Source organism: Streptomyces sp. NPDC050856, from assembly GCF_040653855.1.
Taxonomy (GTDB): Bacteria; Actinomycetota; Actinomycetes; order Streptomycetales; family Streptomycetaceae; genus Streptomyces.
Genome location: NZ_JBFAGV010000018.1, coordinates 1 through 22,746, shown reverse-complemented (window position 1 = coordinate 22,746; position 22,746 = coordinate 1). Strand labels below are relative to the sequence as shown.

Here is a 22,746-nt window from a genome sequence, read left to right as displayed (position 1 = left end):
GCGCCGGTCCGGGGCTCCGCTGGGCCAAAGACGGCGAGAGCTTCGCGGGCCGGCGCCACTGTGCGACGGCTCCGGACGACATCAGTTACGAGTCGTGACGGGAGCGGGACGATCTGATCCTGATGGACCGCGATCCGGAGGTGGTGGGGATCATCTCGCAGGCGTTCCGCGCTGACAGGATGGCACTCGGCCTCACGCCCGCGCCTGCTTCGGAATGGTGAGGATCTCCGCTCCCTCGTCGGTGATGGCGATCGTGTGCTCGCTGTGTGCCGTCCTGCAGCCGGTGGCGCTGCGGAGGGTCCAGCCGTCGGCGTCGGTGACGAGTCGGGCGGTGTCCGCCATCACCCATGGCTCCAGAGCCAGCAGCAGTCCGGGGCGCAGCGTGTAACCGCGGCCGGGCCGTCCGGTGTTCGGGACATGGGGGTCCTGGTGCATCGTCGAGCCGATGCCGTGACCGCCGAAATCGGTGTTGATCGAGTATCCCGCTTCGGTGAGGACCGTGCCGATGGCGTGGGCGATGTCGCCGATCCGCGCCCCGGGCCCGGCGACGGCGATCCCCGCGGCCAGCGCGCGTTCGGTCGCACTGATCAGGGCGACGCTCTCCGGGGGCCTCGTGTCGCCCACGATGAAACTGATGGCGGCGTCGGCGGCGACTCCGCCCAGGGAGACGGCAAGGTCGAGGGTCAGCAGGTCGCCGTCGGCGAGCGGATAGTCGTACGGCCGCCCGTGCAGGACCGCGTCGTTGACGGCGGTGCAGATGTAGTGGCCGAACGGGCCGCGTCCGAAGGACGGGGCGTAGTCGACATAACAGGACGTGGCTCCCGCCTCGACGATCATGTCCTTGGCCCACCGGTCGATGTCCAACAGGTTCGTGCCGATCGTGCTGCGGCTCTTCACCGTCTGCAGGATCTCGGCGACCAGGGCGCCGGTGTCTCTCGCCCGCGTCAGCAGGGTGGGGTTCAGGATCTCGATCATGGGGCGCCTCCTCACGGTACCAATAACTATACCGGCCATACTGTACCGGTATAGAATTCGTGCCATGGTCAGGTTGCCGCTCACTCCCGAAGAGGTCGAACGCGGACAGCGTCTCGGCGCCCTCCTGCGCCGGGCCAGGGGAGAGCGTTCGATGCTCGATACCGCGCTCGCCGCACGCATCTCGCCGGAGACTCTCCGGAAGATCGAGACAGGCCGCGTGGCCACCCCCGCCTTTCCGACCGTCGCGGCGATCGCCGAGGTCCTCGGCCTCTCCCTCGACGCGGTGTGGGCCGAGATCAGCGGAGGCGAACGCCTCGTCGGGCCCACCGGCTCCACCCACCGCTCCCCGGAACGGCTGGCGTCCTGAGCGATGCCACAGCCGCCCTGACAGGCGGAGCGGTCGGCGAAACGGCGTGGACCAAGCCCGGCGTCCAAGAGACATCCGGGCGGGCCGTTGACGGCCTTCTACGGGGAAGGACTCCGATCGCCGCCTGTCACCCCTGCCCCAGCCGGCCGCCGGCATCCTCCGTGCCTCCGGGGGACGGCTGCCCGGCTGCGGGACGCCGCTCTCCCAGGTGCTCACGGACGGGTCCGGCTGACCCGCTCAGGTTCCTGTCGAGCAAACGTGCCTCCGGTGTCCCGTATCCCGCCGCCTCCCTTGCCGTACGCGCGTGCGTGCGTGCTGGCCGACGTCCACCAGCCAGGCCCGGCCCGCTCCCCCCAGCGGCGCCACCAGGGCCGTGCGACTGCCGGAAGGGCGCCCCGCGGTCGTCCGCCGCCGCGCGCGCGCCGACGTCGCCGTCTGCCTCACCGCCTCGTCCCGCGGCATTGCCGACGGCCACGCCAGGCTGGGGCCCTGGCCGCGCTGCTGCGCCCCGACGCAGTCCGTGGCCCGGAGGTCATCGCGTCCGCATCCGGTTGCCGGCCCCCGCGCCCCGCCCCGGTCCAGCCGCCCGCCGTCCCCTCCCGCCCGCGCGTTGACCCACCGACCCTCCACCGGCCCCGCCACGGCACCCGCGACGCGTCCGCGTCTTCAGCCCCTTCTCCGGCCGCTCACGCGCGAGGCCCGCATACCCCGGCGGCCCGCGGACCGCGCGCCCGTCTGTCCGGTCGCCGTGTCCGTCCCGCCGCCCGCCCCCGGCTGCGCCGCCGCCGAGCCGTCGCGCGGCTTTGCGCCGGCCCACGCCCCGGGTCCCTGGTCGCGACCCTGCCGTCCATCCCGCCACCCGCGCGCCCCGCGGGCCGTACACCGTCCCGCCCGCCGCCTGCGTGCCCGCCCCACGGCCCGGCGTCCGCTGCCGCTGCGCGTACCTGTGCTCGCACAGTGCCGTGCCGTGCACCGGGTGCGTCGCCGCCGACGCCGCCGGAGGCGTCAGGAGCAGCCCACGGCGTACGCACCGGGGCGCTGCAGCACCCTGCGCCCGCTTCTGCCGGCGTGTTGAGTTCTCACGGATCACGACAGCGGTTGTGCAGCACTCGAAGGAGGGCGAGGCAGACCGGCTCGGTCCTCGATCCTCGGGGGTGTCGCCGGACCGTTCACCTCGCCTCCGGCGCACCTCCGTGGTGCGATGGAGCAGGGGTAGGAAGGAGAGAGTGATGCTCCCACCAGCAGAGCAGCGCAAGAGTGGCGCGGCCCCGGTATCGGTCCGCCCGCTGGACGAGGCGGACCTGGACCGGGCCGATGAGATCTGCAGGGTCGCCTTCGGGACCTTCCTCGGGGCACCTGATCCATTCGGGACCGTCGACTATGTCCGCACCCGCTGGGCGGCCGATCCGCGGGCGGCGTTCGCGGCGACGATCGAGGGCGAAGTGGTGGGATCGAACTTCGCCGCCAACTGGGGCAGCGTCGGGTTTTTCGGACCGCTGACCGTACGTCCGGATCTGTGGGACCAGGGCATCGGCAGACGTCTGATGGAGCCGGTCATCGACTGCTTCGGCGCCTGGGGGAATCGCCACCTCGGCCTGTTCACCTTCGCGCACAGTCCCAAGCACCTTGAGCTCTACCGCCGGTACGGCTTCTGGCCTCGATTCCTCACAGCCATCATGAAGAAACAGGTGACAGACGGTGCCGCGGCCCCCGGCCGAGTGCTCTACGGCCAACTGCCCGCCGCCGAGCGGCCCGACGCGCTGAGCCTCTGTCGCGCACTGACCGGAGCCGTGTACGAGGGTCTGAGCCTGGAACGCGAGATCGTGGCCGCGCACGCGCAGGGACTCGGTGACACCATCCTGCTCCATGGCGCGGGCTCCGAGCTCGACGGGCTGGCCGTCTGCCACTGCGGAGCCGGGTCGGAGGCCGGCGCGGACGTGTGCTTCGTCAAATTCGGCGCCGTACGTCCTGGTCCGGAGGCCGCCGACCGGTTCGAGCGACTGCTCGACGCGTGCGAGGGACTGGCCGCCGAACGCGGGCTGGGGCAACTGGACGCCGGCATGAACCTGGGCCACCCGGATGCCTACCGGCGCATGATCGACCGCGGTTTCCGGACGTGGTTGCAGGGCGTGACCATGCACCGGCCCAACGAACCCGGATACAGCCACCCTGACGCGTATGTGATCGACGACTGGCGCTGACCAACCGCCGCGCTCGGTCCGCTGGGAAGGCCCGGTGCTGTCAGAACCCGTGAACATTCCGAGCCGATGCCGACGGCAAGACCCTCGTGGCCCACTGTCTCACGGTCGACCGGCGGCCTGCCGTTGATGGTGATGGTCACCCCGGCCGAGCCGCACGACTCCGCCGTGGACAAGGAAGTCACCGGGGACGTGCCGCTCGACGGGCCGTACGCGCGCACCGCCTGGTCGATGCCGGCGGTCTCCAGGCGCTGGAGTACATCGGCGACGTCCTGGTGCTCCCCGAGGAGGACCTCCTCGCGAAGCGGATGACGGTCCGGGCGATGGCCGTGTCCACCGCCGGGCACAGGGCGTCGCGTCGCGCGTGACCGGGCTGCGGACAGAGTCCGCGCGTCAGTGGCCAACCCTCGTCGCCGTGCCGCCTTGTCCCTGGACAGGGTTCGCTACGTACGACATCCCGCCCGGAACGGGACAGCGCCCGGGGGGGAATCTCTGTTCCCGGGCGCTGGCCCGGGTTTCCGTCTCGGCTCAGGCCGTGGCCGCACCGTACCGGGCTCCGGCGTGACCGCGGACGTCGGCGAGGAACCGGTGTGGGTACGACCACGACCACCTGCGGCGATGGTTACGCAGGCGCGGCACCACACACCGCATCGCCCGCAGGGGCATCGAGTCCTCCACTCGCCTGGGCCGTCACCGCTGGACCATCGAACGCACGATGTCCTGGCTCACCGGATGCCGCCGCCTGCACCGCCGCCATGAACGCAAGGCCGAGCACTTCCCGCCTTCATCGGCATCACCGCCACTCCCATCGCCTACCGCAGACTCATGAAGTGAAATCACGTCTTGGACCGACCGGCAAATGGGTCATTTGAGGCGCCGGGTGGTGGGGCGGCCGTCCCAGCGGTAGCGGCTCGTTGCTCGGGGGCTGAGCATGCGGAGCGTGACAAGAGCGGCGGCGAGGTGGAGGTGGAAGTCCACGGCCTCGCCGTTCCTCTCGGTGCAGCGCCTGAGCTTGCCGTAGTCGTTCATCCACGAGTGCGTGCGCTCGACCACCCAGCGCTTGCCTACCTGGAGCGGGGCCGGCACTCCCTTGCGGGCGATCTCGGCCGTGCACCCCAACTCTGCTGACCGCGCACGGGACTTGGCGCTGTCGTAGCCGCGGTCGAGGTTGACGTTGACGGCGTCCGGCAGCGGGCCGACCTGCTCCTTGGCAGCTTCCAGGGTGGGTCCGAGCAGGGGTGAGTCGTGCCGGTTGGCTCTGTCGGAGACGATCCCGAGCGGGACACCGCAGCCGTCGGAGGCGACCGAGCGTTTCAGTCCCTGCTAGCCCCGGTCGACAGGGAAGCGCCCCGCCTTGTCGCCGCCGGACGGGGCCTTGGTGATACAGCCGTCCACCGAGATCTCGCCCAGTCCGAGGCCGATCATGCGGTCGTACGCCTCAAGCGCCAAGGCGCGCACCTTCTCGGACATCCCCAGCCCGGCCCACTCCTTGCGGCGTCGGATCGTCCGGTCGGAGCATCCGGCTGTGGAGATGCGTTCGTAGCCGGAGCCGTGGACCAGTACGAGCACGATGTGCTCGAACACCGTCCGGTCGGCGATCCGACGGCGGTGACAGCCCAGCGGGTGGTCCGATACGAACTCTCCCCGGGCGGGCAGGAGTGCGGCGAACTGGTCCCAGAGGGGTTCGAGCAGGCAAACTGCGGGCACGGCCCGTCCTTCGTAGTCACTGAGTGCACGGTCATCGCGTCCCGCTTCCTTGCGGGTCCTGCGCCGCGCGCGGTGCGACGTCACCCGCGATGACATGACGCCGCCTCAGTCACACAGGACTGCCATCTGCGCCTTCATCAGTCCCTTGCTTCGCGGGACGGGCGGCTCACCCTTCAGGTCCGCGGCGAGGTCGTAGACATTGATGGCGAGGACCAGCTGTCGCTCACCGTCGGCGGTGGTGAGGGACACGCTGGTGAAGCCGGGTCCGCCGCCGTCGGTCTCCCAGACACTGATCGGCCTGTTGTCCGGCTCCGATCCGCATGGCACGTCCATGCGTTGCACGCCGAGTCCGTACGCCGGCGCGCCGGGGAACTGCACCGTGGTCAGGAGTTCGCGCTGCTGGGCGGGGCGCAGCAGCTTGCCGGTGAACAGGGCCCGGTGGAAACGGGCCAGGTCGTCGACCGTGGAGATCATGGCGCCGGCGGTCCAGTCGTACGACGGGCTGAATCGGGTCACATCGCGTCCCGTGAGGTCGTAGCCGTGCAGATGAGGGCCGTGAATGGCCGGGTCGGTCAGCGGGAAGGAGGTGGCCTTCAGGCCGAGCGGGGCGAGAATCCGCCGATGGATCTCGGAGGGCGCGCTGTGCCGTGTGACTGCCTCGATCACCAGACCGGCGAGTAGGTAGTTGGTGTTGGAGTACGACCAGCCGCCGCCGGGCGCGAACAGCGGCTTGTGCCGGACGGCGCGGGCGATCACCTCCCGAGGCGTTTGAACGTGGTCCCATTCGTGGCGCTCCAGGTAGGGGGCGAAGAACTCCGGCTCGGTGGTGGGGTCGTAGATGCCCGAGGTGTGGTTGAGCAGTTGCCGGATGGTGATGGCCCTGCCGGCGTTGCCGTTTCCCCGGACCACGCCGGGCAGCCATTTCTCCACGCTGTCGTCGAGCGAGAGCCGTCCTTCGCCCTCCAGCTGCAGAAGCACCGTCGACACAAATGACTTGGTATTGCTGGCGATCCGGAACCGCTGGTGCGGCCGGGCTCGCTCGCCGCTCGCCGTGTCCGCGAGTCCGGCCGCCATCCGTGACTCCCGATCTCCGCGCCTGGCATACGCCACGGCCCCCGGGAATCCGTCCGCGACCGTCTGCGCGATGGCCTCCTTGAGGCCGACGGGCGGCGGGGCCGACGCCCGCTCCGTCGCGGCCGCCGGGAAGATCCCTGATACCGCCACCGCGCAAATCCCCGCCAACAGTGCTGCTGCCCCCGCACGTGCCTTCACCGATTGCTCCTGTTTCTGTTCCCTGTGCCGTTCCTGCCCCAGCGTGCCGGGCCGCCGCACCGGTCGCCCATCCTGCTGACGCCCGGGTTGATACGGGGGCTGTCCCCACCCCACACCGTCCTGCCCCTCGCCGAGTCTGTGCATGGCGAGGTCCTGACCAACGGTGCCGAGACCCGGGCGAGGCCAATCAAACCGCGTCATCCCGACGAACTGCAGGAAGGGCGACAAGCGCGCGTGGATGTCGGCGAGTGCCATGCTGGTCGGCTCTCGACGTCAACCTGACACCGTGCAACTTCACCCACTCGTGTCGTGAGGGAGCGTGACCAGGCGAGTGTTTTCGGCCGTTCGTTTGATGGCGCTTGGTTTGTGTGGGTCATGTGTGCATCGGTGCACCGGTCGTCGCGGTCCGCGAGCGCGACGCGCCGCGCATTTCTGAGTGAAGAAGCTACTCAAACCCGTCGGACAAGGATGTCTTAGACAGAAGATCGGTCACTTTCCGACATTATCCGCAGTCGCTGTACTTCCTGTGTGCTAACGGGCCGCAAGTCGTCACCTTGAGGCGGCCGACGCTGCGCACAGAGAACACCCAGCAAAGGGGAAGACAGTGACCACTCCCACCCCACTCCGTGTCTCGCTCGTCAACGGCAGCTTCGAGGAACCCTCCGTCACCGACGTCGAGTTCCTGCCGGATGCCTCGCAGGCGCAGGAGCCCCGCCGGGTCCCCGGCTGGCTCACCACCGCGACCGACCACAGGATCGAGCTGTGGCGCTCCGGCTTCAACGGCGTTCCGGCAGCCCACGGGGCCCAGTTCGCCGAGCTGAACGCCCACCAGGTCTCCACCCTCTACCAGGACCTGCCGACCACACCAGGCACGAGACTGTACTGGCGGCTGTACCACCGCGGGCGTCTCGGCCAGGACACCATGGCCCTGGACATCGGCGCACCCGGAGCCGTCGTGGAGCAGCGGCGCTTCACTGACGGCAACACCGCCTGGGGCTACTACACCGGCACCTATACCGTGCCGGCCGGCCAGAACACGACCCGCTTCGCCTTCCGCTCCGTCTCCGCCGCCGGAGGAAACCAGGGCATCGGGAACTTCCTGGACGGGGTGTTCTTCGGCACCGCACCCCGGGTTGTGCTCACCAAGAGCGCCATCCCCGAAGGACCGCTGGAGGTGGGGGACGTCATCACCTACCGCATCACCGCCCGCAACGAGGGCGGCGGCGCGGCCGAAGCCCTCACCCTGACCGACGCCATCCCGGCCGGCACCACCTACCTGCCCGGGTCCCTGCGCATCGTGGCAGGACCCAACACCGGGCCGAAGACCGATCAGGCGGGGGACGACCAGGCGTACGTCGACGCCCAGGGCGACCGGGTCGTCTTCCACCTCGGCAACGGCGCCACCAGCGGCCAGCCCGGCAGCCTGCCCAACACCGAGGCGCTGCCCGGCGGTACCACGGTGGAGTACCGGGTCACCGTCGACGAGGCCAGCGGCGGCGGACGGATCACCAACACCGCTACCGCCACCTACGAGAACCGCCTTGGCTCCACTCCCGAGCCGCTGACCGCCACCTCCGACGAGGCGGTCACCGAGGTCCGACCGGCCTCCAACCTGAGCGTGGTGAAGGCGGCCGACGCCACCACCGTCACCGTCGGCCAGGTCGTGACCTACCGCATCACCGTCCGCAACACCGGCCCGAACCAGGCCACCGGCGTCACCGTCACCGACCAGCTCCCCGGCGACCTCACCTTCCTGTCCGCCACCGGTTCCCCCGGCACCTACGACCCGGCCAGCGGCCAGTGGACCATCGGCGACCTCGCCAGCGGTGCCACCGCCACCCTCACCCTCCACGCCAAGGCCACCGAAACAGGACCGCTCACCAACACCGCCACCGCCACCGCCAACGAGAGGGACCCCCGCCCCGGCGACAACACCGACGCCGTGACCGTCTGCGTCGAACGGACCCCCTCCTGTGACCCCTGCCCCCCACCCGGGCCCGCCCCCTGCAATCCGTGCACCGACACGCCCATCGACTCGGCCCGCTGCAACGCGCTGACCTCCACCGCGTCGGGCCTGCTCGTCCCGCAGACCCGCGTCACCGGGATCACCGGCCCGGCGCCGCGCCGTATCGCCGACGACCGGCAGTCGATCGACGTCGTCGTGAACGCCCCGGATGCAGGTGACTGCCCACAGACCTACACGATCAAGGCATACCTGACGCCCCGCCACGGCCAGGTGGGGCCCGTCCCCGACGTCAACCTGTTGCCGACCCGCACCAGCGACACCTGGGCGGACACCGACCTGCGGGTCACCCTTCCCGAACCGGGGGGATACCTGGTGGTCGGCGACATCAACACACAAATCTGTGCGACCGTCGACGACGCCGGAACCACCAACCTGTGGACCACGGTGCGCCTGGTCGATCAGACCGGCGCCGAACTCGGGCGCCGCCACTCGGCCCAGCACCAGTTCTCGGCATCGGCCACCACCCGGTTCCAGCACTGCATCAACGGCCCGACACCCCTGTCCAGGCTCGTCACCGTGACGCCGACGCAGGGGTCGAGAACGGTCCGCGTACAGGCGATCCTGCAGGGCGGTGGCCCCGGCAACGGGCTGACCGGCGGGTCCACGATCGAGGGGTCGGAGTTCCGGGGCAGCCGATCCCACCTGACGTACGTCAAGATCAGCGACTGAGCCCACCGAAGTACTGCCCCGGCCGACGACGCTTCAACGGCCGGGGCAGCCAGGGAACACATCGCATCTCCAAGCGGCTGGGCCACCACCGCTGGGTGGTCAAGAGGACGGTGTCCTCGCTGGCCGGGTAAGGGCCCTGCACCGCCACTACGAGCGCAAGGCCCCAACACCTTCCGGCCTTCGTCGGCATCGCCGCAGCACTCATCAGCCGGTGAGGCAGCGTCGGCCGCCCAGGACTCGGCTGCCGAGGCAATCGCACCGGCCAACACCGCCATCACGATCGGTACTCCGTACCGCGAATCTGATTCTGCGGCAGTCTTCGCCGTCCTGGTCGGCCAAGCGGCGAAGACCCTAGCCGAACAGCAGGCATCGGCGGCCACTGCCAAGGCGAACGAGGCGGCCAAGGCCACCACAGCTGCCAAGGTACTGGCTGACAAGGCCGCCGGCGATGCCGAGATCGCAGCCCAGGCCGCGACAGCGGCCGCGGCGGACGCCACCGCCGCGCTCAAGCCATGGCCCCGGCCCGTGCTTCGGCCGCCGATGCCCCCGGGCCGCCGACGCCGCCAAAAGGCGGACGTGAAGACGAAGGAGTACAGCACCCAGGCCGGGACGGACGCCTTCCACGCCGACAGCGCGGCCAAGGATGCGTCCCGGCATGCAGCTGAGCCCGCCGGCCGGAGCAGCCCTCGTACACTGCTCGGCACCCCGCCCCCGCCACACCGCGGGGCCCGTCCCGTGCCCCGCCGTCCGCGCTGTCGTCCGGGTGGCAGCCGGCCGAGGCCCGCTGCCGGTGCCCGGGATGTCCGGCTGGCCGTCCGCAGGCCGGCCTGCGGACGGCGCTGGCCGCCACCGGCTGCTCGTCGGCCGCCCTTGGAGTCGGGCCCCGTTCGAGTGGAAGCCGCGACCCGTGTGCGGTCAGCCGCCGATCTCGTCCTTGGGGTGCAGACCACCCATGCAGACGGCCCCGTACGTACCGAAGCTGTCGCCCGCGTCACTGCTGAACTTGCCGGGGCCGATCGTGCCGGCGGACTTCCATCCGAGGTCGTACTCCCAGATGACCGCGTTGACTGCCAGGTTGTTCACGTACGACCGTACGGCAGACATGTGATACGGATCGCCCCAGATATGGAAGCAGGCCTTGGTGCTGGTCGAGGTCAGCCGCAGGTCGCTGTAATTCTTGCCTTCGTACAGGCACAGCTTTCCGGACGGGCAACCGCCGATCGCTGCCGCCGGCGCCGTGGCGGCGGCGAGACCGCCGACTGCCATCGCCAGTGCGCTCATCGCGAGGGTGGCCTTACGAACCCATGCCATGTTGAGCCCTTCGTTGATACTGGGTGCGCTCAAGGTGCCGTAGAAGCATAAATTTGTTCGAACGTGGAAGCCGGATCAGACCGCCCGATCTGGCCGAAACATGTCTCCCGCCCGCATCTTGCGGCTTGTTCTCGATGGCTACCGAGGAAACGCGCGCGGAGCACCTGGCGCTTTCGCGTCGCCGGCCGTCCACGGCTGCGGCCCGTGGCCCCCGCATGACCGGCCTCTTCCCCGGCGTCCAGCCGTTCTTCCTCTCAAGCGGAGCAATCAGCCCCCGTAAGGCCGACTCACGCGGCTCCGAGCTGCTAAAACGGTGCACGAGCCGCTCGGGCACGGCCTTCAGGCCCCCGCCCACGACCGGGTATCCGTAAGCTCCCCACCCACAACCACACCAACGACCCACCTGCCCCACCGTCCGGCAAAGACCGTTGCAGTGCAGAGTGCCGGCAACGCCCCAGGCAGACTGCGGCGTCGGCATCGGTCTCGTCCCGACAGACTGGACGATCAGAGCTTCCATGGTCTTCGTCCTCCGCACGGCGAGTGCCCGGTACTGGCTTGCGGGGCGGACGGTGTCGCGGGCAGCGCCTCATGCGGCGGCCGGTCATGCGTGGCTGAGAATGACCAGTAGTGCCGTGCCCTCGGCCGCGACCTGCGCGGCGAGCGCTACCTGTCGTACCCGTACCGGCGGGGCGGCCAGGGAGACGACGAACGCCGCCGTGGCGAACCCGGCACTCCACGCAACAAGCCACCCCGGCAGCCCGGCACACTGTTCGCCGTAGGTTACGCACCGCGACGCCCGCTCCGACGCCAGCGTGAGCACTCCTGTCGCCAGCATCGCGGGCACGAACAGGACGGCCGCCCAGGCGGCCCACAGCCGGGTGCGGTCCCGCTCCGAGGACGGGGCCTGGCCTGCGGGGACGTAACGGGATGCGTTCATGGCTCCATCCAATGAGGAGCCGTCGGCGCCGCGCAGCTGCTCGGATACTCAGGCCGAGGGCGCACGTACTCGGCGTCAGGTTCCCCGGTCAGGTTCACATCGCTCCAGTCGGCGGGGGCGGGGAAGGTGACACTGGGCGGCCCACAGAGGTGCTCGCGGAGCCGCCGGGCCGACCGAGTCCCAAGGCCGCCTTCGCCTCGTCGGCCCGAGCACGAGCACTGGCGAGACTGAGGGACGCCGAGGACCGAGGCAGTTCTCCGCCGCCTGTGTGGGACGACGACCCTCCTTGACGGAGGAGCGCGGAAGCAGCGGCGGTCTGGGCCACCGCACGCGAGGACACCAACCGGTGACGTGGTTCGCTGCCCCCTGGCGAAATGGGACGACCTCACTGTGCCGGCCCCGTCCTGGACACATCGGCAGCCTCCACCGGCGGCGACGCCGAAGGGGGGAGGCACCGATACGGCTCCGTGACCCGACCGGCGCGCACGGTGGAGGGGCAGTCCTGGGGAAACGTCGTCAGCCCCCAACTGGTCCCCGGCCTCACACGACCACACCACGGACCGTCGGGCCGTCCTTCAGGGACGCACCAGTGGGCGGTAGATCGAATAGCTGTGCCACGGTCGGGGTAAACGGACGCTGGGCGCCCTTCCTGACGGAGGGACCCCGTACGTACCCCAGCCGGGATCTTTCCCCGGTGAGAACACAGAAGGACAGCAGCATGGCCAGTGGCACCGTGAAGTGGTTCAACGCCGAGAAGGGCTTCGGGTTCATCGCCCAGGACGGCGGAGGCCCGGACGTTTTCGCTCACTACTCCAGCATTACCGGCAACGGCTACCGGGAGCTGGTCGAGGGAGAGAAAGTCAGCTTCGACATCACCCAGGGCCAGAAGGGCCCCCAGGCCGAGAACATCGTCCGCGGCTGACAACCCTGAAAGACCACCGCTCCGGTCGTGGCCCTTGGTGCAGAGTGGCCACGACCGACGCGGGTGGAGCAGCTCGGCAGCTCGCTGGGCTCATGACCCAGAGGTCGCAGGTGCAAATTCTGTCCCTGCTACCGGGAGAGGGGCCCGGATGACGCCGGGCCCCTTCGCGGTGCGGCTGCGTCACAGGGCTTCGTTCGAAGGCCGGTCCGGTAGCGGAGGCTACGAAGCGCCCACCTCCACACCAGCCCTGGGCAGCCCCTCAACCCGCGCTGCGGTGACGCCCGGCCAGACAGATGCTGTGGCGTGCATGACTGCTCCTGGAAAGCCGTCGGACAGCAGCGCAATGGCACCACCCTGGGTGGGCGGCATCGGCGGAGCCGTGCCGTCGCTCCCCACCTCCTTGCGAGAGGCGGGCGCATGTCCGTCTTCCCGCCTGCCCCGCCGCCCGAGCCCTCGAGATGCCCACCCGTGTGCGTGGGGAGCCGGGACGGTTCCTGTAGCCGCGACGGTGACATGGGGGACGCACGCGAGCCAGCAGCCCTTCCGTCACATGTGTCGCCACGCACCTCCTCGCAGGCAACGTCGACAAGGCCGACGGCGTCCAGCTGACGAAGAACGAGTGCAGGACCAAGGGCGTCAAGTCTCACCTGGACGACCACAAGACCCGGGTGGCGCTTGCCTTCGACCCTGTCCGGTACGCACACGCCAGGTACCTTCCACCGGCGGCGACCCGATCCGCGCGCATTCTGCTCGCACCCGAGTGCCACGGCGTTTCGCGCGCTCACTGCACGCGCATCAACACCAAGGACGGGCTGATGTGATGCACATGGTGTCGGTGCCCAAGTTCTCCGAGGCTCAAGATGACACGGGGGCAGGCGCCCGACACAGCGTCTTCCTTGAGCACTCCTTGCCATCGACGGTACGAAGCCCCGGGGGCATGACTCCCGGAGCGGAACGGACGTGCTGACGACATGGCTCAGGGCCTGGCGTACCAGCCGCTCTCGCCGCCGCCTTCCGACGGGTCGTACGACTGGTGCAGTCCGAGCAGCGCGGCCACCAGCCGGGGATCCCAGCTCGCGTCGAGGACCCGGTACTCGTCCGCGACCCCTCGAAAGACGAGGCGCGCCCGGCGTGAGGAGTCGCGCCAGACCACCCTGCGCGGCTTGCCGAAGGCGTCGTCGCCCTCGCCGAGCAGGGACAGGAGCAGCCACACCAAACTCACGGGCAGGCCGACGGGCCACCACACCGCCCACCAGAACAGGCGCCCACGGAAGCCGCGCACGGAGTGTCCGGTCACCGACTCGACAGTCCAGCGCGCGCGGGCGCAGCGCAGGGCGCGTCCGCGCCGGTACGTGATCCGGCCCAGCGGGGCGCCGTACAGATCGTCGACGCGGTACACGGCGGGGACTCCGCTCACGCGCGAGCCAGTCTCCTCCGTCGACACCCGGGCGATCGCGGTCCCGCCCTCACCGACGACGTCGAAAGTACGGGCGAAGGGGTGTGCGGCGCCTCCGTGGCCGTCGGGCACGCGGCGCAGTAGCCCGATGGTGATGTGCCCTTCGTCTCCCGCCCCGTCGCCGTGGCGGACGACGACCGGCAAGGACGTCCCGTACCGCACGTTGTACATCATTCGCCCCCGCGTCACGCCCTGCCCTTCCCCGCGTCGCCACACGGCGGCGCTTCCCGCCCGCATGATCTCATTCGCCGTTCAGAGACATCCGGGGGGAAGCCCCGGGCCACGAAAAGCCACTTCACCCGGCGGCATGCATCAGGGCATGCACCGGTTCGTGCCCGAAGGGGCCATCGGGAGGGAGAGGAGGCGCAAGTGGCGCTGACGGCCAGTACGCGTCGTCGCTCAAGGGCGCCGGCACCGGCTTCACCGTTTGTCGCTCTCCCCAGCGCTGACCGGACGCTCTCCATACCGGCCCCGTCCGCCGCACCTCGGCAGCCGGGGCCGGGGGTGGCCGCCCGGTCAGCGGAGACCAAGCGGCCGGCCCTGGAGAGGCACGCCCGTGATGGCGCCGACGCGGTCCACAGGCCCCGCGGACGCCGACCGCCACCCTCGCCGCCGGTCCCGACAACCCGCCCGTCCTCATCACGCCGGACCTGCACCTCGCGCTTCCCGCTGGTTCGGCCATCCGGGTTCGCTGTGGGGACATGGTGCCCGCGTGACTCTGGATGCCGCGCGGGTGATTTCCGGTGCTCCCATCGGGAGTTCGAGGTACTTCGGTTCCGACGAGTACGCGGTCACGTCGCACGTCCGGTGGGCTCTCCGGATGGCGGACGGCATCTCTCCGGGCGCGGGGGTCGATGTCGTGCTCTATGGGAAGTCGGCCGAAGGCACGAGTGCGGACAGGGACATCGCCGTGCGTACGCGTGTGGAGCCGGAGTCGCTGGAGGAGTGGGCTGGTGAATGGGCGACGATTTCGGACACCGGCGGCCTCTCCTTCCTCTTCCTCGAAGACAGGTGCCCCGCCCACTCGCGTGGAGAAGGTGTTCGCGGCAGGTGGCTCCCCCGACCAGCCGCCCTCCCGTAGCAGTGCGCGAGGTGATCGCGACGCTGCGGGAGACGCCGGAGCCGCCGTTGGTGCTCCAGTCGGACAATGAGCCGCAAGAGGAGGTGGTGGTGGTCGCGATCCGCGACGCGGGCCCGCACGCGGCCTTCTGGCAGTTGTTCGGCTGGAGACACGCCATGGGCTACGACTTCGGGATCCAGCAGGGGTTGTACCGCGGACGCGTGCTGCCCAACCTCGCCGTGCACTTCCGTGTCAACTGGAGCCACCGCGCCGTCGCCCGGCGCTTCTCCCGCTGGCGGAAGACGACGCCGGGCTGACGGTGGCGCCGGCCATGACGCAGGAGAAGCGGCCCAGCTCCGCCGGGCCCGGGGTCCCGTGCTCCTCCGGCGGCGGCTGCTCCACCTGCTCCTGACGCGTAACCTCACCCGGCCTGGGGACCGGCACCGGCCGCTCCGGCGGTTCGGAGTCCTCGTCCGAGTGCACGGACGCGAACATCCAGTTGGCCGCCGACATGTGGTCGACCACGGCGGCCAGCAGATAGTCGGTGACTCACCACTCCGCCGCCTCGCCTTCCCGTCTCCTGCCGTACGGCCGCCGCGTGGGTCACGGAGACTTCTCCAGCACGGCCGCGGGCCTGTGGACAGAGCCCGGACCCGCCCAAGTGCTCAGGACGGAGGCCTCGCTCCGCGCTGGCGTGCTTGCGGCTCAGGACCCTCCATGTCCGGCACGGGTGAGGTCGTTGTGCCGGCCGACAGCAGTTTCTGCGCCAGCGCGCGACAGCGTTCTCCGAGTTCCGGAGGGTCGAGTATCTCGAAGTCGTGCCCCAGCAGGAGTACGTGCATGAGCACGGCGTCGAGGCTGGCGGCGCCACTGAGCACCTCGCAGAACTCGCTCCCGCGCTGTCGTACGACGGCCGCCGACGCCGGAATCTGCGCGCGCACCGTGTCGGCCGACGCGTGCACGAGGAAACGCGCCTGATGTCGGTAGACCCGGCTCGCCACGCCCTCTTGCACGTACGTTGCCGCGTCGGGCGCCGCGCGCGGGCGGAAGCGCCAGGTACGTGCGGACACGTCCGTCATCCGGTCGACGCGGAAGCTGCGCCAGTCGGCGCGGTCGAGGTCATAGGCCAGGAGGTACCACCGCCGGTCGGAAGCGACCAGGCGGTACGGCTCGACCCGCCGCTGTCGCACCTCGCCCCCGGACGGGTAAGCGAACCCTGCCTCGACCTGGTCGCGACAGGCTCTGGCCAGAGCCATGAGTGCCTCGGGGTCGACCGGCGTGCGGCCTCCGCCGAAGGACTCCACCGAGCCGGAGAGCGCGCGCACCTCATGCCGCAGCCGGGCGGGCAGGACCTGGTCGAGCTTGGTCAGCGCCCGGAGTGCGGCATCGCCGGCGCCGGCGACCGCGCCGCCCGCGCCGGCGAGCAGCGATACCGCGGTGGCGATGGCCTCCTGGTCGTCGAGAAGCAGCGGCGGCAGATCCTGCCCCGAGCCGAGTTGGTAGCCGCCGCCGACACCCTGGCTGGCATGCACCGGATAGCCGAGCGTGCGCAGCCGCTCGACATCACGCCGTACCGTACGCGGCGTGACCCCCAGCCGGTCGGCGAGCTCGGGGCCGGTCCAGACCTTGCGCTGCCGCAGCAGCCCGAGCAGGGTGAGCACCCGCTCCGTCGTACCCCGCTCGCCACCGTTTGCCACGTCCATGCCGTCCACGTTGCCAGAAATAGCGGACCGTTCCTGTCCGCTGGAGGTGGCACGGTGGCTCCATGGACGCAAACGAACTCGACTGGAACCGGACGCTGCGCGAGCAGTGGGAGTTCCACTGGAACCATCAGCTCCGAGCCCGGCTCAAGGGCCTCACCGACGAGGAGTACTTCTGGGCGCCGGCACCCGACGCCTGGAGCGTGCGCCCGCGCGGCCGCACGACGGCGCCCGCGCAGCTCGGTGCCGGGAACTTCACCATGGACTACGCCCCCCAGCTGGTCCCTGCGGCCTTCACCACGATCGCCTGGCGGCTCGGTCACGTCATCGTCGGCGTGCTCGCCGCGCGCAACGCGGCACACTTCGGCGCACCGGCGGCATCGTACGAAACCTGGGAGTACGCCGGCAGCGCGGCCACCGCGCTCGACCAACTCGAGACCCAGATCGACGTCTGGCTGGCCGGGGTGCGCAGCCTCGGCGACGCCGGGCTCCGGGTCCCGATCGGTGAGAAGGAGCCCTTCCCCGAGATGCCGATGGCCGACCTGGTGCTGCACATCCACCGCGAGTTGATCCACCACCTGTCCGAGGTCTGTCTGCTGCGCGACCTCTACCTGCACACGAAACCCGCTACGAACGGAGCAGCCCGATGAGCCGCCGCATCCAGGTCACCTTCCACGCCCACCCCCCCCGCGGGCGCTGTCGCCTTCCGGCGCGACGTACTGGGCCACCTCCACCCCGGCCCGCCCGGAGCCGACCTGCCCGAGGGCACCGACCCGCTGACCGCGTGGGACGACTTCCTCGTGCGAATCGGCGTACCGGAGCAGCAGCGCTACACGAGATCGGCCATCGAGGACCCGGACGGGCACGGCCCACGGCTGTTCTTCGGGCGCCCCGGCCTGCGGAGCCGCCGGCCGCCCGCCCGAACCGCCACAGACACCGCCGCCTACAAGGCATCCCGTATTCCCGGGCAGCGTGACACCCGGGCAGTCACACCCCATCCCGCGGTCCACGAACCGGCCGCGCACCCAACACCGGCCTCCCCGGCGACAACCGGCACCCCGGCAAGGGGCTCGCCACCAACGAAAACTTGCGGCTGCGGGGCAACCCTGCCCCGTCCTCGCGAGTCACACAGGCGTCTGACATTTCACGTGATCCGCTTTGGTCCGAAAGGGGCCCCTTTCTCTGTGATGACTCGTACCCGGCTGAGCACGCTGGCCGCGACAGCCGCCCTCGCCGCCGCCGGCGGCCTGATCACCGCCGCCCCGGCCTCCGCAGCCGTAACCTGCACCTCTCCGGTCTGGACGGCGCAGTACTTCGCCAACACCTCCTTCAGCGGCACCCCGAAGCTGACCGCCTGCGACCCGGCCATCGCCGAGAACATGGGTTCCGGTGACCCGGCCGGCGTGACGCTGCCGAACGACAACTTCTCGATCCGCTGGTCCCTCACCCGGGACTTCGGCTCCGGCGGCCCGTTCCGGCTCTCCGCGGCCACCCAGGACGGCATGCGTGTCCACGTCGACGGCGTGCGCAAGATCGACCTGTGGAGGAACGTCTCCACGACCGCACGCAAGACCCTCGACCTGAGCATGCCGGCCGGCCGCCACACGATCCGCGTGGACTACGTCGCCTGGACCGGTTACGCCTACGCGGGGTTCACGTACGGTCCTCGCACCGAGGCGAGCGTCGACACGGTCAAGCCGCTGTCGCCCACCGGCCTCACCGCCGCGTACAACCGCGACACCGCCAGGACCACGCTGCGCTGGACGGCCAACAAGGAGATGGACCTCGCCGGGTACCGCGTGTACCGCCGGCTGAGCACCACTGAGTGGGCGAAGGCCAGCGGCAGCTCGCTGCTCACCTCCCCGTCCTTCGTCGACGCGCCGCCCGCGACCGGCCAGACCTTCCTGTACGAGGTCCGCGCCGTCGACAAGGCCGGCCGCGAGTCCGCCGGCAGCCCCGACGTGAGCGCCGCGACCGTTGACCGCACGGGTCCGGTGGCGCCGACGGGGATCACGGTCCAGGGCGACTCGTACATCAACACCCTGCGCTGGCAGGAGGTCGGCGACGCCGCTCGCTACGAGGTCCACGCGGCCGACACGGCCACCGGCCCGTTCACGCCGCTCGGCAGCACCAGCGGGGCGATGTACGAGGACCGCAGCGCTCCGGTGAACAAGAACCGGTACTACCAGGTCCGCGCGTTCGACGAGGCGGGCAACGCGGGCGCGTTCTCCGCCACGGCGATCGGCGACGGTGTCGACCGGACACCGCCGGAGGCCCCCACCCACATCACCGCGGACGCCCGTGGGGACGGCAGTCACGTCTACTGGAACATGCCGGGCGAGTTCTTCCAGGACCACGACAACGGCGGGCACTTCCGCGTCTACCGCTCGCCTGGCGCCACGCTCGACCGGACTCAGCTCACGCGCGTGACCTGCACGCACTACAACGTGCAGGGCTCCGACCCGATGGAAGGGCACTGCACGGACACCGGCATGAGCAAGGGCGCGTACTACACGTACGCGGTCACCGCGGTCGACGCGGCCGGGAACGAGTCCGAGCTGTCCGGCCCGGTCACCGTCCGCACCGCTGACAGTGTCGCGCCCGGCCCGGTCACCGGCGTGAAGGCCACCCCGCGCAAGGACGGCGTGCTGGTGAGCTGGGCCGCCTCGACCGAGGACGACCTCGCGGGGTACGGGGTGTGGACCGGCGTCCGACAGGACGACGGCACGGTCAGGCGGACCTCCTCCGACTGCCGGGAGGGCACGGCCGACCCGCTCGCGGTCCTCTGCGGCAACCTGCCGGACGGAGAGTCGTACGTCTACGCGGTCGTCGCGAAGGACCGCTGGGGCAACGCGCTGCGGCCGAGCGACCCGAAGGTCACCCTCGTCGAGGCCACCGAACTCGACGTCCGCCCGTCCATGCCGGCCGAGCGGGACTGGGAGTTCGGCACCGTGGCTCATGACACGCTGACCAGCTCCTCGCCCTCGTCCAACTGGAAGTGCGACAACACCGCGCTGTGCGGCACGGTCGCGGGCTACCGGATCAACCGGTGGAACCCGGCGACCGAGGCGTACGAGCCCCTGCCCGGCGGCCAGCTGTCCGCGGCGACACGCAGCTTCATCGACACCACCGCGACCAGGGGCGACACGTACTTCTACACGCTGGAGGCCCTGGGGGCCGACGGCAGCGTCGCGGGCGTATACCCGTGGTACACCGTCGTTCAGGACCGCGTCTGAGGGATTCGGATGCCATCGCAATCGGTTCGCCAGGCTGTCGGTTGTGGTGGGGATCGTTGAGCGGCTGGTGCCGGACGAGTTGTGGGAACTGTTCCAGCGGGTGGTGCCGGAGGCTCCGTCGCGACCTCAGGGTGGGCGGCCGACGTCGGCACGGCGACCGCGAGGTGCTGGCCGCGATCGTGTTCATGGCGACATCGGGCTGCACGTGGCAGCAACTTCCCGCAGCCTCCGGGCCGTCCCGGGGCGACGGCCCACCGCTGATTCACCGAGTGGACGAAGGCACGGGTGTGGGCCAAGCTGCACCGCCTGGTCCTCGACGAACTCGGCTCCCGCGGCGACCTGGACCGGTCTCGCTGTGCGATCGACTCGGTGAACACGCGTGCCCCGAAAAGGGGAACTGACAGGTCCCAGTTCTGTTGCTCGGGGCAAGTACGGCTCAAGAATGCACTGGTGCGGGCCTGGTGCTGGCGTCGTCGGCGCCAGGTCGACCGGTGCAGGATGTGCTGGGCCGGACCTCGACGCGTGCCCAGTCGTGGATCCGCGGGCCCTGAGCCCCGCTGCCGCAGGAGCGGCGCTTCCATTTCTGCCGGACAAGGCCGTTGAACAGGTCGTGGAGGGGATGGTCGACAGCCCAGCGGGTGACCACGGTGTCGTGGCGGGTGGTGGCCATGACGTGAAGGACGTCCGCCCGCTCCAGCTCCGACCGCCAGCCTTCGCTGAACCCGTAGCGTCTGTGCACCGTGACCAGCTTCGTGGGTGTACCCGGTGTGGCCGTACCGACGGGGATCGTCGACGGGCTCCCCTGGCGGAGTGCACATCGTCGGGCGCGCGTTCCGGGAGGACCTGTGCCTGTGCGCGTGCGCGCGCGGCCCAGGCGATCGAGGACCGGCTCGGAGTTCTCACACCAGTCGACCCGCGCGTGGGAGGACGGGCTTATTGAGCCCTTAAGCCATAGAGGGCAGGCACATCGGCTTCCCGGCGTGAATCCGGAGTGTGGGTACGGCACCCGGGCAGCGGCCCCTCGGCCAGCGGCGGTACGGGCCGTCCTCCTGGGTGGTGCGGCCGAACTCGACGTTGGCTCGCCAACACTCCAGTTCCCGCGGCTGCCGCGCAGCCGTCGTGCGATGCCGCTCCGGTCCCCGGGCCGCTACTGGGGCAACCACCAGAACCGTATCGAGTGGGACCCGATCAACCGTTGGCACTACAACATGGCGGGCAGCAGGGAGCACGACAATGTGAGAGGCGGCCCGTTGCACGCGGGCAAGGCAGGATTGCGGAAGGTCTGGCGCTGGTCCTGGCGGCGTTGGCACTCTGCGCAGCTTGGGGACCGGGCTGCGGCCCGGTCCCCATCCCTACCTGACACATCCCGAAGGACGAGGGACACGCATGAAGTTCACCACCACGACCGACGCGGAGATGGAGATCTTCCTGTCCGTCGTCGGGAAGCACCTCGGTCAGATCGGCGCGGACGCCGCAATCGATCTGCATTCCGACGAGCCCATCGAAGAGGCGGAGCCCCGTATGGTCTTCGAGGAGATGTCGGGGGAGGTCCAGGCATCTCCCAAGAGGAGCAAGGACCCCCTCATGGGTGTCTCGGTCGACCTGAGGTCGGCGACCGGCCTGCGACGATTTTCCCTTCTGGGACACCGCACCATGGGTTGCGAGGCATTCGTGGGCAACAAACTGGTCTTCACCTCCATCGAGAACGAGCGCATCGTCTGGCTCGACCTGCCGCCGGCTGACGTGTCTGCACTGGAAGACGAGGCACGCGCTGCCGGCGCTCAGGGTTTGACGCGGCTTGCCTAACTGGCCCCAGAAAGACCAGCGGGCCACCCTCCGGCGGTACCGGGCGGGGCTGTAAGCAAGCGTCCGAGCAGGTAGAGCCAGCTGAAGGAGGCTCCGGAGCGCGTCCTCCAAGCAACAAGAAGGCCCGGCCTACGGGAAAGACCTTCCGTAGGCCGGAGCTTTCTCCGTCACCAGGCCGGCTAGACCGGCCCAGCCGGGCGCGCAACCCATGTGTCGGCGAGGATCAACGGTCCCGCCCCTTCGCCGAACCGCCGCAGCCAAACGGGGCGCTTACACCACTCTGTTGCAGAGTTACCCCACGCAGCACGGCGGCTCCCCCCCCCCCCGGTACTAACGGATCGGACCCCGCAGTGGAAGTACTCGTCGGGAGGACAATGCCGGGCTGGTCCTGGATTGCAAGGCCGTCGTCTACCACCATGGTCTCCGCCGGGCAGGCCCACCCTCATGCCTCTCATGGTCCACTATTACGTCACCGGCCTATCCCCGCTCATGGCCAGGCGCCGCACGCTTACCTTCGTGGACCTCTTGGCCAAAGGACATAGCGGACCGCTGCGTGGTCGCTGGTTACACGGTGACCGAGCAGGAGCAGATCGAAGAAACACCCGGCTGGTGGAGGCCGTGGTGGCCGAAGCACTTGAGCTTGGACTCGGACAGGTCCAGTGGGGTCGGCCGCCTCTGCTGCCGCGGCACGTGCGGTTGGCCCACCGGTTCTTCGGCTCGGGGACAGTGTGCTCGATCTGACGTCGCCGCAGGGCCACGATCCACGGGGCAGTCGGGGACGGCGAGCTGGTTCCAGTCGGTGCCGGTGCCGAGGCTGCCGACGACGAAGGGGAGTTTCACGGCCGCGTCCTGGGCGTGGCCGCGTCCACGGTCCGGGTCGCGCACGGCGACGAGCATCGGGCGGAACGTGTCGACGACGGCCGGGTCCTTGGGGGGGGGAGAGGGTGCCGTGGGCGTGGGCCGCAGCGGTAGATCATCGGTCGGTTTCCTGCTCGGGGGTGAGGTGGGCCCTAGGCAGTTTCGTTTGGATCAGTCGGTCGTTGGTCCGGGTGTGCCGTTGACTGATGCGCAGTGGGCGCGGATCGAGCCGTTGCTCCCGGACCG

General features: G+C 70.1%; 14 protein-coding genes, 1 tRNA gene and 9 pseudogenes. 14 read left to right on the top strand and 10 right to left on the bottom strand.

The window, feature by feature from the left end:
• Positions 1 to 192: 192 nt before the first annotated feature.
• Entirely contained in the window at positions 193 to 975 is a 783-nt protein-coding gene (map, locus tag AB0H53_RS17935; protein ID WP_362113584.1) for a type I methionyl aminopeptidase, read from the bottom strand.
• A gap of 64 nt (positions 976 to 1,039) precedes the next feature.
• Between map and AB0H53_RS17930 the strand changes: the two genes are divergently transcribed.
• The 3 genes and pseudogenes from AB0H53_RS17930 to AB0H53_RS17920 all read left to right on the top strand — a co-directional run.
• Complete coding sequence (locus AB0H53_RS17930) at positions 1,040 to 1,342, top strand: helix-turn-helix transcriptional regulator (protein ID WP_362113581.1); 303 nt, start codon at positions 1,040 to 1,042, stop codon at positions 1,340 to 1,342.
• Between the two features lie 1,229 nt (positions 1,343 to 2,571).
• On the top strand, positions 2,572 to 3,543 hold the full coding sequence (locus AB0H53_RS17925; protein WP_362113787.1) for a GNAT family N-acetyltransferase: 972 nt from the start codon (positions 2,572 to 2,574) through the stop codon (positions 3,541 to 3,543).
• A gap of 637 nt (positions 3,544 to 4,180) precedes the next feature.
• Positions 4,181 to 4,374, top strand: a pseudogene (locus AB0H53_RS17920) (transposase); the annotation flags it as partial.
• Between the two features lie 30 nt (positions 4,375 to 4,404).
• Here the strand turns inward: AB0H53_RS17920 and AB0H53_RS17915 are convergent.
• Positions 4,405 to 5,247 (bottom strand): annotated as a pseudogene (locus tag AB0H53_RS17915) (IS5 family transposase).
• Between the two features lie 105 nt (positions 5,248 to 5,352).
• Positions 5,353 to 6,774 (bottom strand): serine hydrolase domain-containing protein, encoded by a 1,422-nt coding sequence (locus AB0H53_RS17910; RefSeq protein ID WP_362113578.1) that lies wholly within the window; start codon positions 6,772 to 6,774, stop codon positions 5,353 to 5,355.
• 349 nt (positions 6,775 to 7,123) lie between these two features.
• Here AB0H53_RS17910 and AB0H53_RS17905 point away from each other — a divergent pair.
• Positions 7,124 to 8,503 (top strand): annotated as a pseudogene (locus tag AB0H53_RS17905) (CARDB domain-containing protein); the annotation flags it as partial.
• Between the two features lie 1,626 nt (positions 8,504 to 10,129).
• Here the strand turns inward: AB0H53_RS17905 and AB0H53_RS17900 are convergent.
• The 3 genes and pseudogenes from AB0H53_RS17900 to AB0H53_RS17890 all read right to left on the bottom strand — a co-directional run bounded on the left by AB0H53_RS17900 (position 10,130) and on the right by AB0H53_RS17890 (position 11,462).
• A complete protein-coding gene (locus AB0H53_RS17900; RefSeq protein ID WP_362113577.1) occupies positions 10,130 to 10,525 on the bottom strand; it encodes a peptidase inhibitor family I36 protein in 396 nt (131 codons plus the stop codon).
• Between the two features lie 235 nt (positions 10,526 to 10,760).
• Positions 10,761 to 10,909: pseudogene (locus AB0H53_RS17895) on the bottom strand (IS701 family transposase); the annotation flags it as partial.
• Between the two features lie 217 nt (positions 10,910 to 11,126).
• A complete protein-coding gene (locus AB0H53_RS17890; RefSeq protein WP_362113574.1) occupies positions 11,127 to 11,462 on the bottom strand; it encodes a hypothetical protein in 336 nt (111 codons plus the stop codon).
• Positions 11,463 to 12,180: 718 nt separating this feature from the next.
• On the opposite strand from AB0H53_RS17890, the gene AB0H53_RS17885 reads away from it, so the two are divergent.
• Both AB0H53_RS17885 and AB0H53_RS17880 read left to right on the top strand, forming a co-directional pair.
• Complete coding sequence (locus tag AB0H53_RS17885) at positions 12,181 to 12,384, top strand: cold-shock protein (protein ID WP_362113571.1); 204 nt, start codon at positions 12,181 to 12,183, stop codon at positions 12,382 to 12,384.
• Between the two features lie 59 nt (positions 12,385 to 12,443).
• Positions 12,444 to 12,514: transfer RNA gene (locus AB0H53_RS17880), tRNA-Met, on the top strand.
• 846 nt (positions 12,515 to 13,360) lie between these two features.
• Here the strand turns inward: AB0H53_RS17880 and AB0H53_RS17875 are convergent.
• Entirely contained in the window at positions 13,361 to 14,014 is a 654-nt protein-coding gene (locus tag AB0H53_RS17875) for a hypothetical protein (RefSeq protein WP_362113568.1), read from the bottom strand.
• Positions 14,015 to 14,552: 538 nt separating this feature from the next.
• Here AB0H53_RS17875 and AB0H53_RS17870 point away from each other — a divergent pair.
• Positions 14,553 to 14,921 (top strand): hypothetical protein, encoded by a 369-nt coding sequence (locus AB0H53_RS17870; protein WP_362113565.1) that lies wholly within the window; start codon positions 14,553 to 14,555, stop codon positions 14,919 to 14,921.
• 11 nt (positions 14,922 to 14,932) lie between these two features.
• The gene (locus tag AB0H53_RS17865; RefSeq protein ID WP_362113563.1) at positions 14,933 to 15,217 is read left to right on the top strand and encodes a hypothetical protein; all 285 of its coding nucleotides are present in this window, start codon (positions 14,933 to 14,935) and stop codon (positions 15,215 to 15,217) included.
• Between the two features lie 348 nt (positions 15,218 to 15,565).
• Here the strand turns inward: AB0H53_RS17865 and AB0H53_RS17860 are convergent, their stop codons facing one another.
• Positions 15,566 to 16,603 (bottom strand): YafY family protein, encoded by a 1,038-nt coding sequence (locus AB0H53_RS17860; protein WP_362113784.1) that lies wholly within the window; start codon positions 16,601 to 16,603, stop codon positions 15,566 to 15,568.
• 62 nt (positions 16,604 to 16,665) lie between these two features.
• Between AB0H53_RS17860 and AB0H53_RS17855 the strand changes: the two genes are divergently transcribed.
• The 4 genes and pseudogenes from AB0H53_RS17855 to AB0H53_RS17840 all read left to right on the top strand — a co-directional run.
• Positions 16,666 to 17,250 (top strand): DinB family protein, encoded by a 585-nt coding sequence (locus AB0H53_RS17855; RefSeq protein WP_362113560.1) that lies wholly within the window; start codon positions 16,666 to 16,668, stop codon positions 17,248 to 17,250.
• Positions 17,247 to 17,484 (top strand): annotated as a pseudogene (locus tag AB0H53_RS17850) (VOC family protein); the annotation flags it as partial. The gene AB0H53_RS17855 and the pseudogene AB0H53_RS17850, both read left to right, overlap by 4 nt.
• Positions 17,485 to 17,787: 303 nt before the next feature.
• Positions 17,788 to 19,836 carry a PA14 domain-containing protein gene (locus AB0H53_RS17845; protein ID WP_362113781.1) on the top strand — a complete coding sequence of 683 codons (2,049 nt, stop codon included), beginning with the start codon at positions 17,788 to 17,790 and terminating at the stop codon, positions 19,834 to 19,836.
• A gap of 34 nt (positions 19,837 to 19,870) precedes the next feature.
• A pseudogene (locus AB0H53_RS17840) lies at positions 19,871 to 20,284 on the top strand (transposase); the annotation flags it as partial.
• 57 nt (positions 20,285 to 20,341) lie between these two features.
• Here the strand turns inward: AB0H53_RS17840 and AB0H53_RS17835 are convergent.
• A pseudogene (locus tag AB0H53_RS17835) lies at positions 20,342 to 20,563 on the bottom strand (IS701 family transposase); the annotation flags it as partial.
• A 1-nt stretch (position 20,564) separates the two neighbouring features.
• Here AB0H53_RS17835 and AB0H53_RS17830 point away from each other — a divergent pair.
• Together AB0H53_RS17830 and AB0H53_RS17825 are read left to right on the top strand one after the other, a co-directional pair.
• A pseudogene (locus tag AB0H53_RS17830) lies at positions 20,565 to 20,776 on the top strand (indole acetimide hydrolase); the annotation flags it as partial.
• Between the two features lie 446 nt (positions 20,777 to 21,222).
• On the top strand, positions 21,223 to 21,642 hold the full coding sequence (locus tag AB0H53_RS17825; protein WP_362113557.1) for a hypothetical protein: 420 nt from the start codon (positions 21,223 to 21,225) through the stop codon (positions 21,640 to 21,642).
• A gap of 662 nt (positions 21,643 to 22,304) precedes the next feature.
• On the opposite strand, the pseudogene AB0H53_RS17820 reads toward AB0H53_RS17825, so the two are convergent.
• A pseudogene (locus tag AB0H53_RS17820) lies at positions 22,305 to 22,394 on the bottom strand (IS5/IS1182 family transposase); the annotation flags it as partial.
• Positions 22,395 to 22,746 lie beyond the last annotated feature (352 nt).

Bases quoted from the DNA above. Each gene is read 5' to 3' on its own strand.
- AB0H53_RS17845 (WP_362113781.1), top strand. From the start codon at position 17,788: ATGACTCGTACCCGGCTGAGCACGCTGGCCGCGACAGCCGCCCTCGCC.
- AB0H53_RS17910 (WP_362113578.1), bottom strand. From the start codon at position 6,774: ATGGCACTCGCCGACATCCACGCGCGCTTGTCGCCCTTCCTGCAGTTC.
- AB0H53_RS17855 (WP_362113560.1), top strand. From the start codon at position 16,666: ATGGACGCAAACGAACTCGACTGGAACCGGACGCTGCGCGAGCAGTGG.
- AB0H53_RS17825 (WP_362113557.1), top strand. From the start codon at position 21,223: ATGAAGTTCACCACCACGACCGACGCGGAGATGGAGATCTTCCTGTCC.
- AB0H53_RS17925 (WP_362113787.1), top strand. From the start codon at position 2,572: ATGCTCCCACCAGCAGAGCAGCGCAAGAGTGGCGCGGCCCCGGTATCG.
- AB0H53_RS17930 (WP_362113581.1), top strand. From the start codon at position 1,040: ATGGTCAGGTTGCCGCTCACTCCCGAAGAGGTCGAACGCGGACAGCGT.
- AB0H53_RS17875 (WP_362113568.1), bottom strand. From the start codon at position 14,014: ATGATGTACAACGTGCGGTACGGGACGTCCTTGCCGGTCGTCGTCCGC.
- AB0H53_RS17890 (WP_362113574.1), bottom strand. From the start codon at position 11,462: ATGAACGCATCCCGTTACGTCCCCGCAGGCCAGGCCCCGTCCTCGGAG.
- map (WP_362113584.1), bottom strand. From the start codon at position 975: ATGATCGAGATCCTGAACCCCACCCTGCTGACGCGGGCGAGAGACACC.
- AB0H53_RS17885 (WP_362113571.1), top strand. From the start codon at position 12,181: ATGGCCAGTGGCACCGTGAAGTGGTTCAACGCCGAGAAGGGCTTCGGG.
- AB0H53_RS17900 (WP_362113577.1), bottom strand. From the start codon at position 10,525: ATGGCATGGGTTCGTAAGGCCACCCTCGCGATGAGCGCACTGGCGATG.
- AB0H53_RS17860 (WP_362113784.1), bottom strand. From the start codon at position 16,603: ATGGACGTGGCAAACGGTGGCGAGCGGGGTACGACGGAGCGGGTGCTC.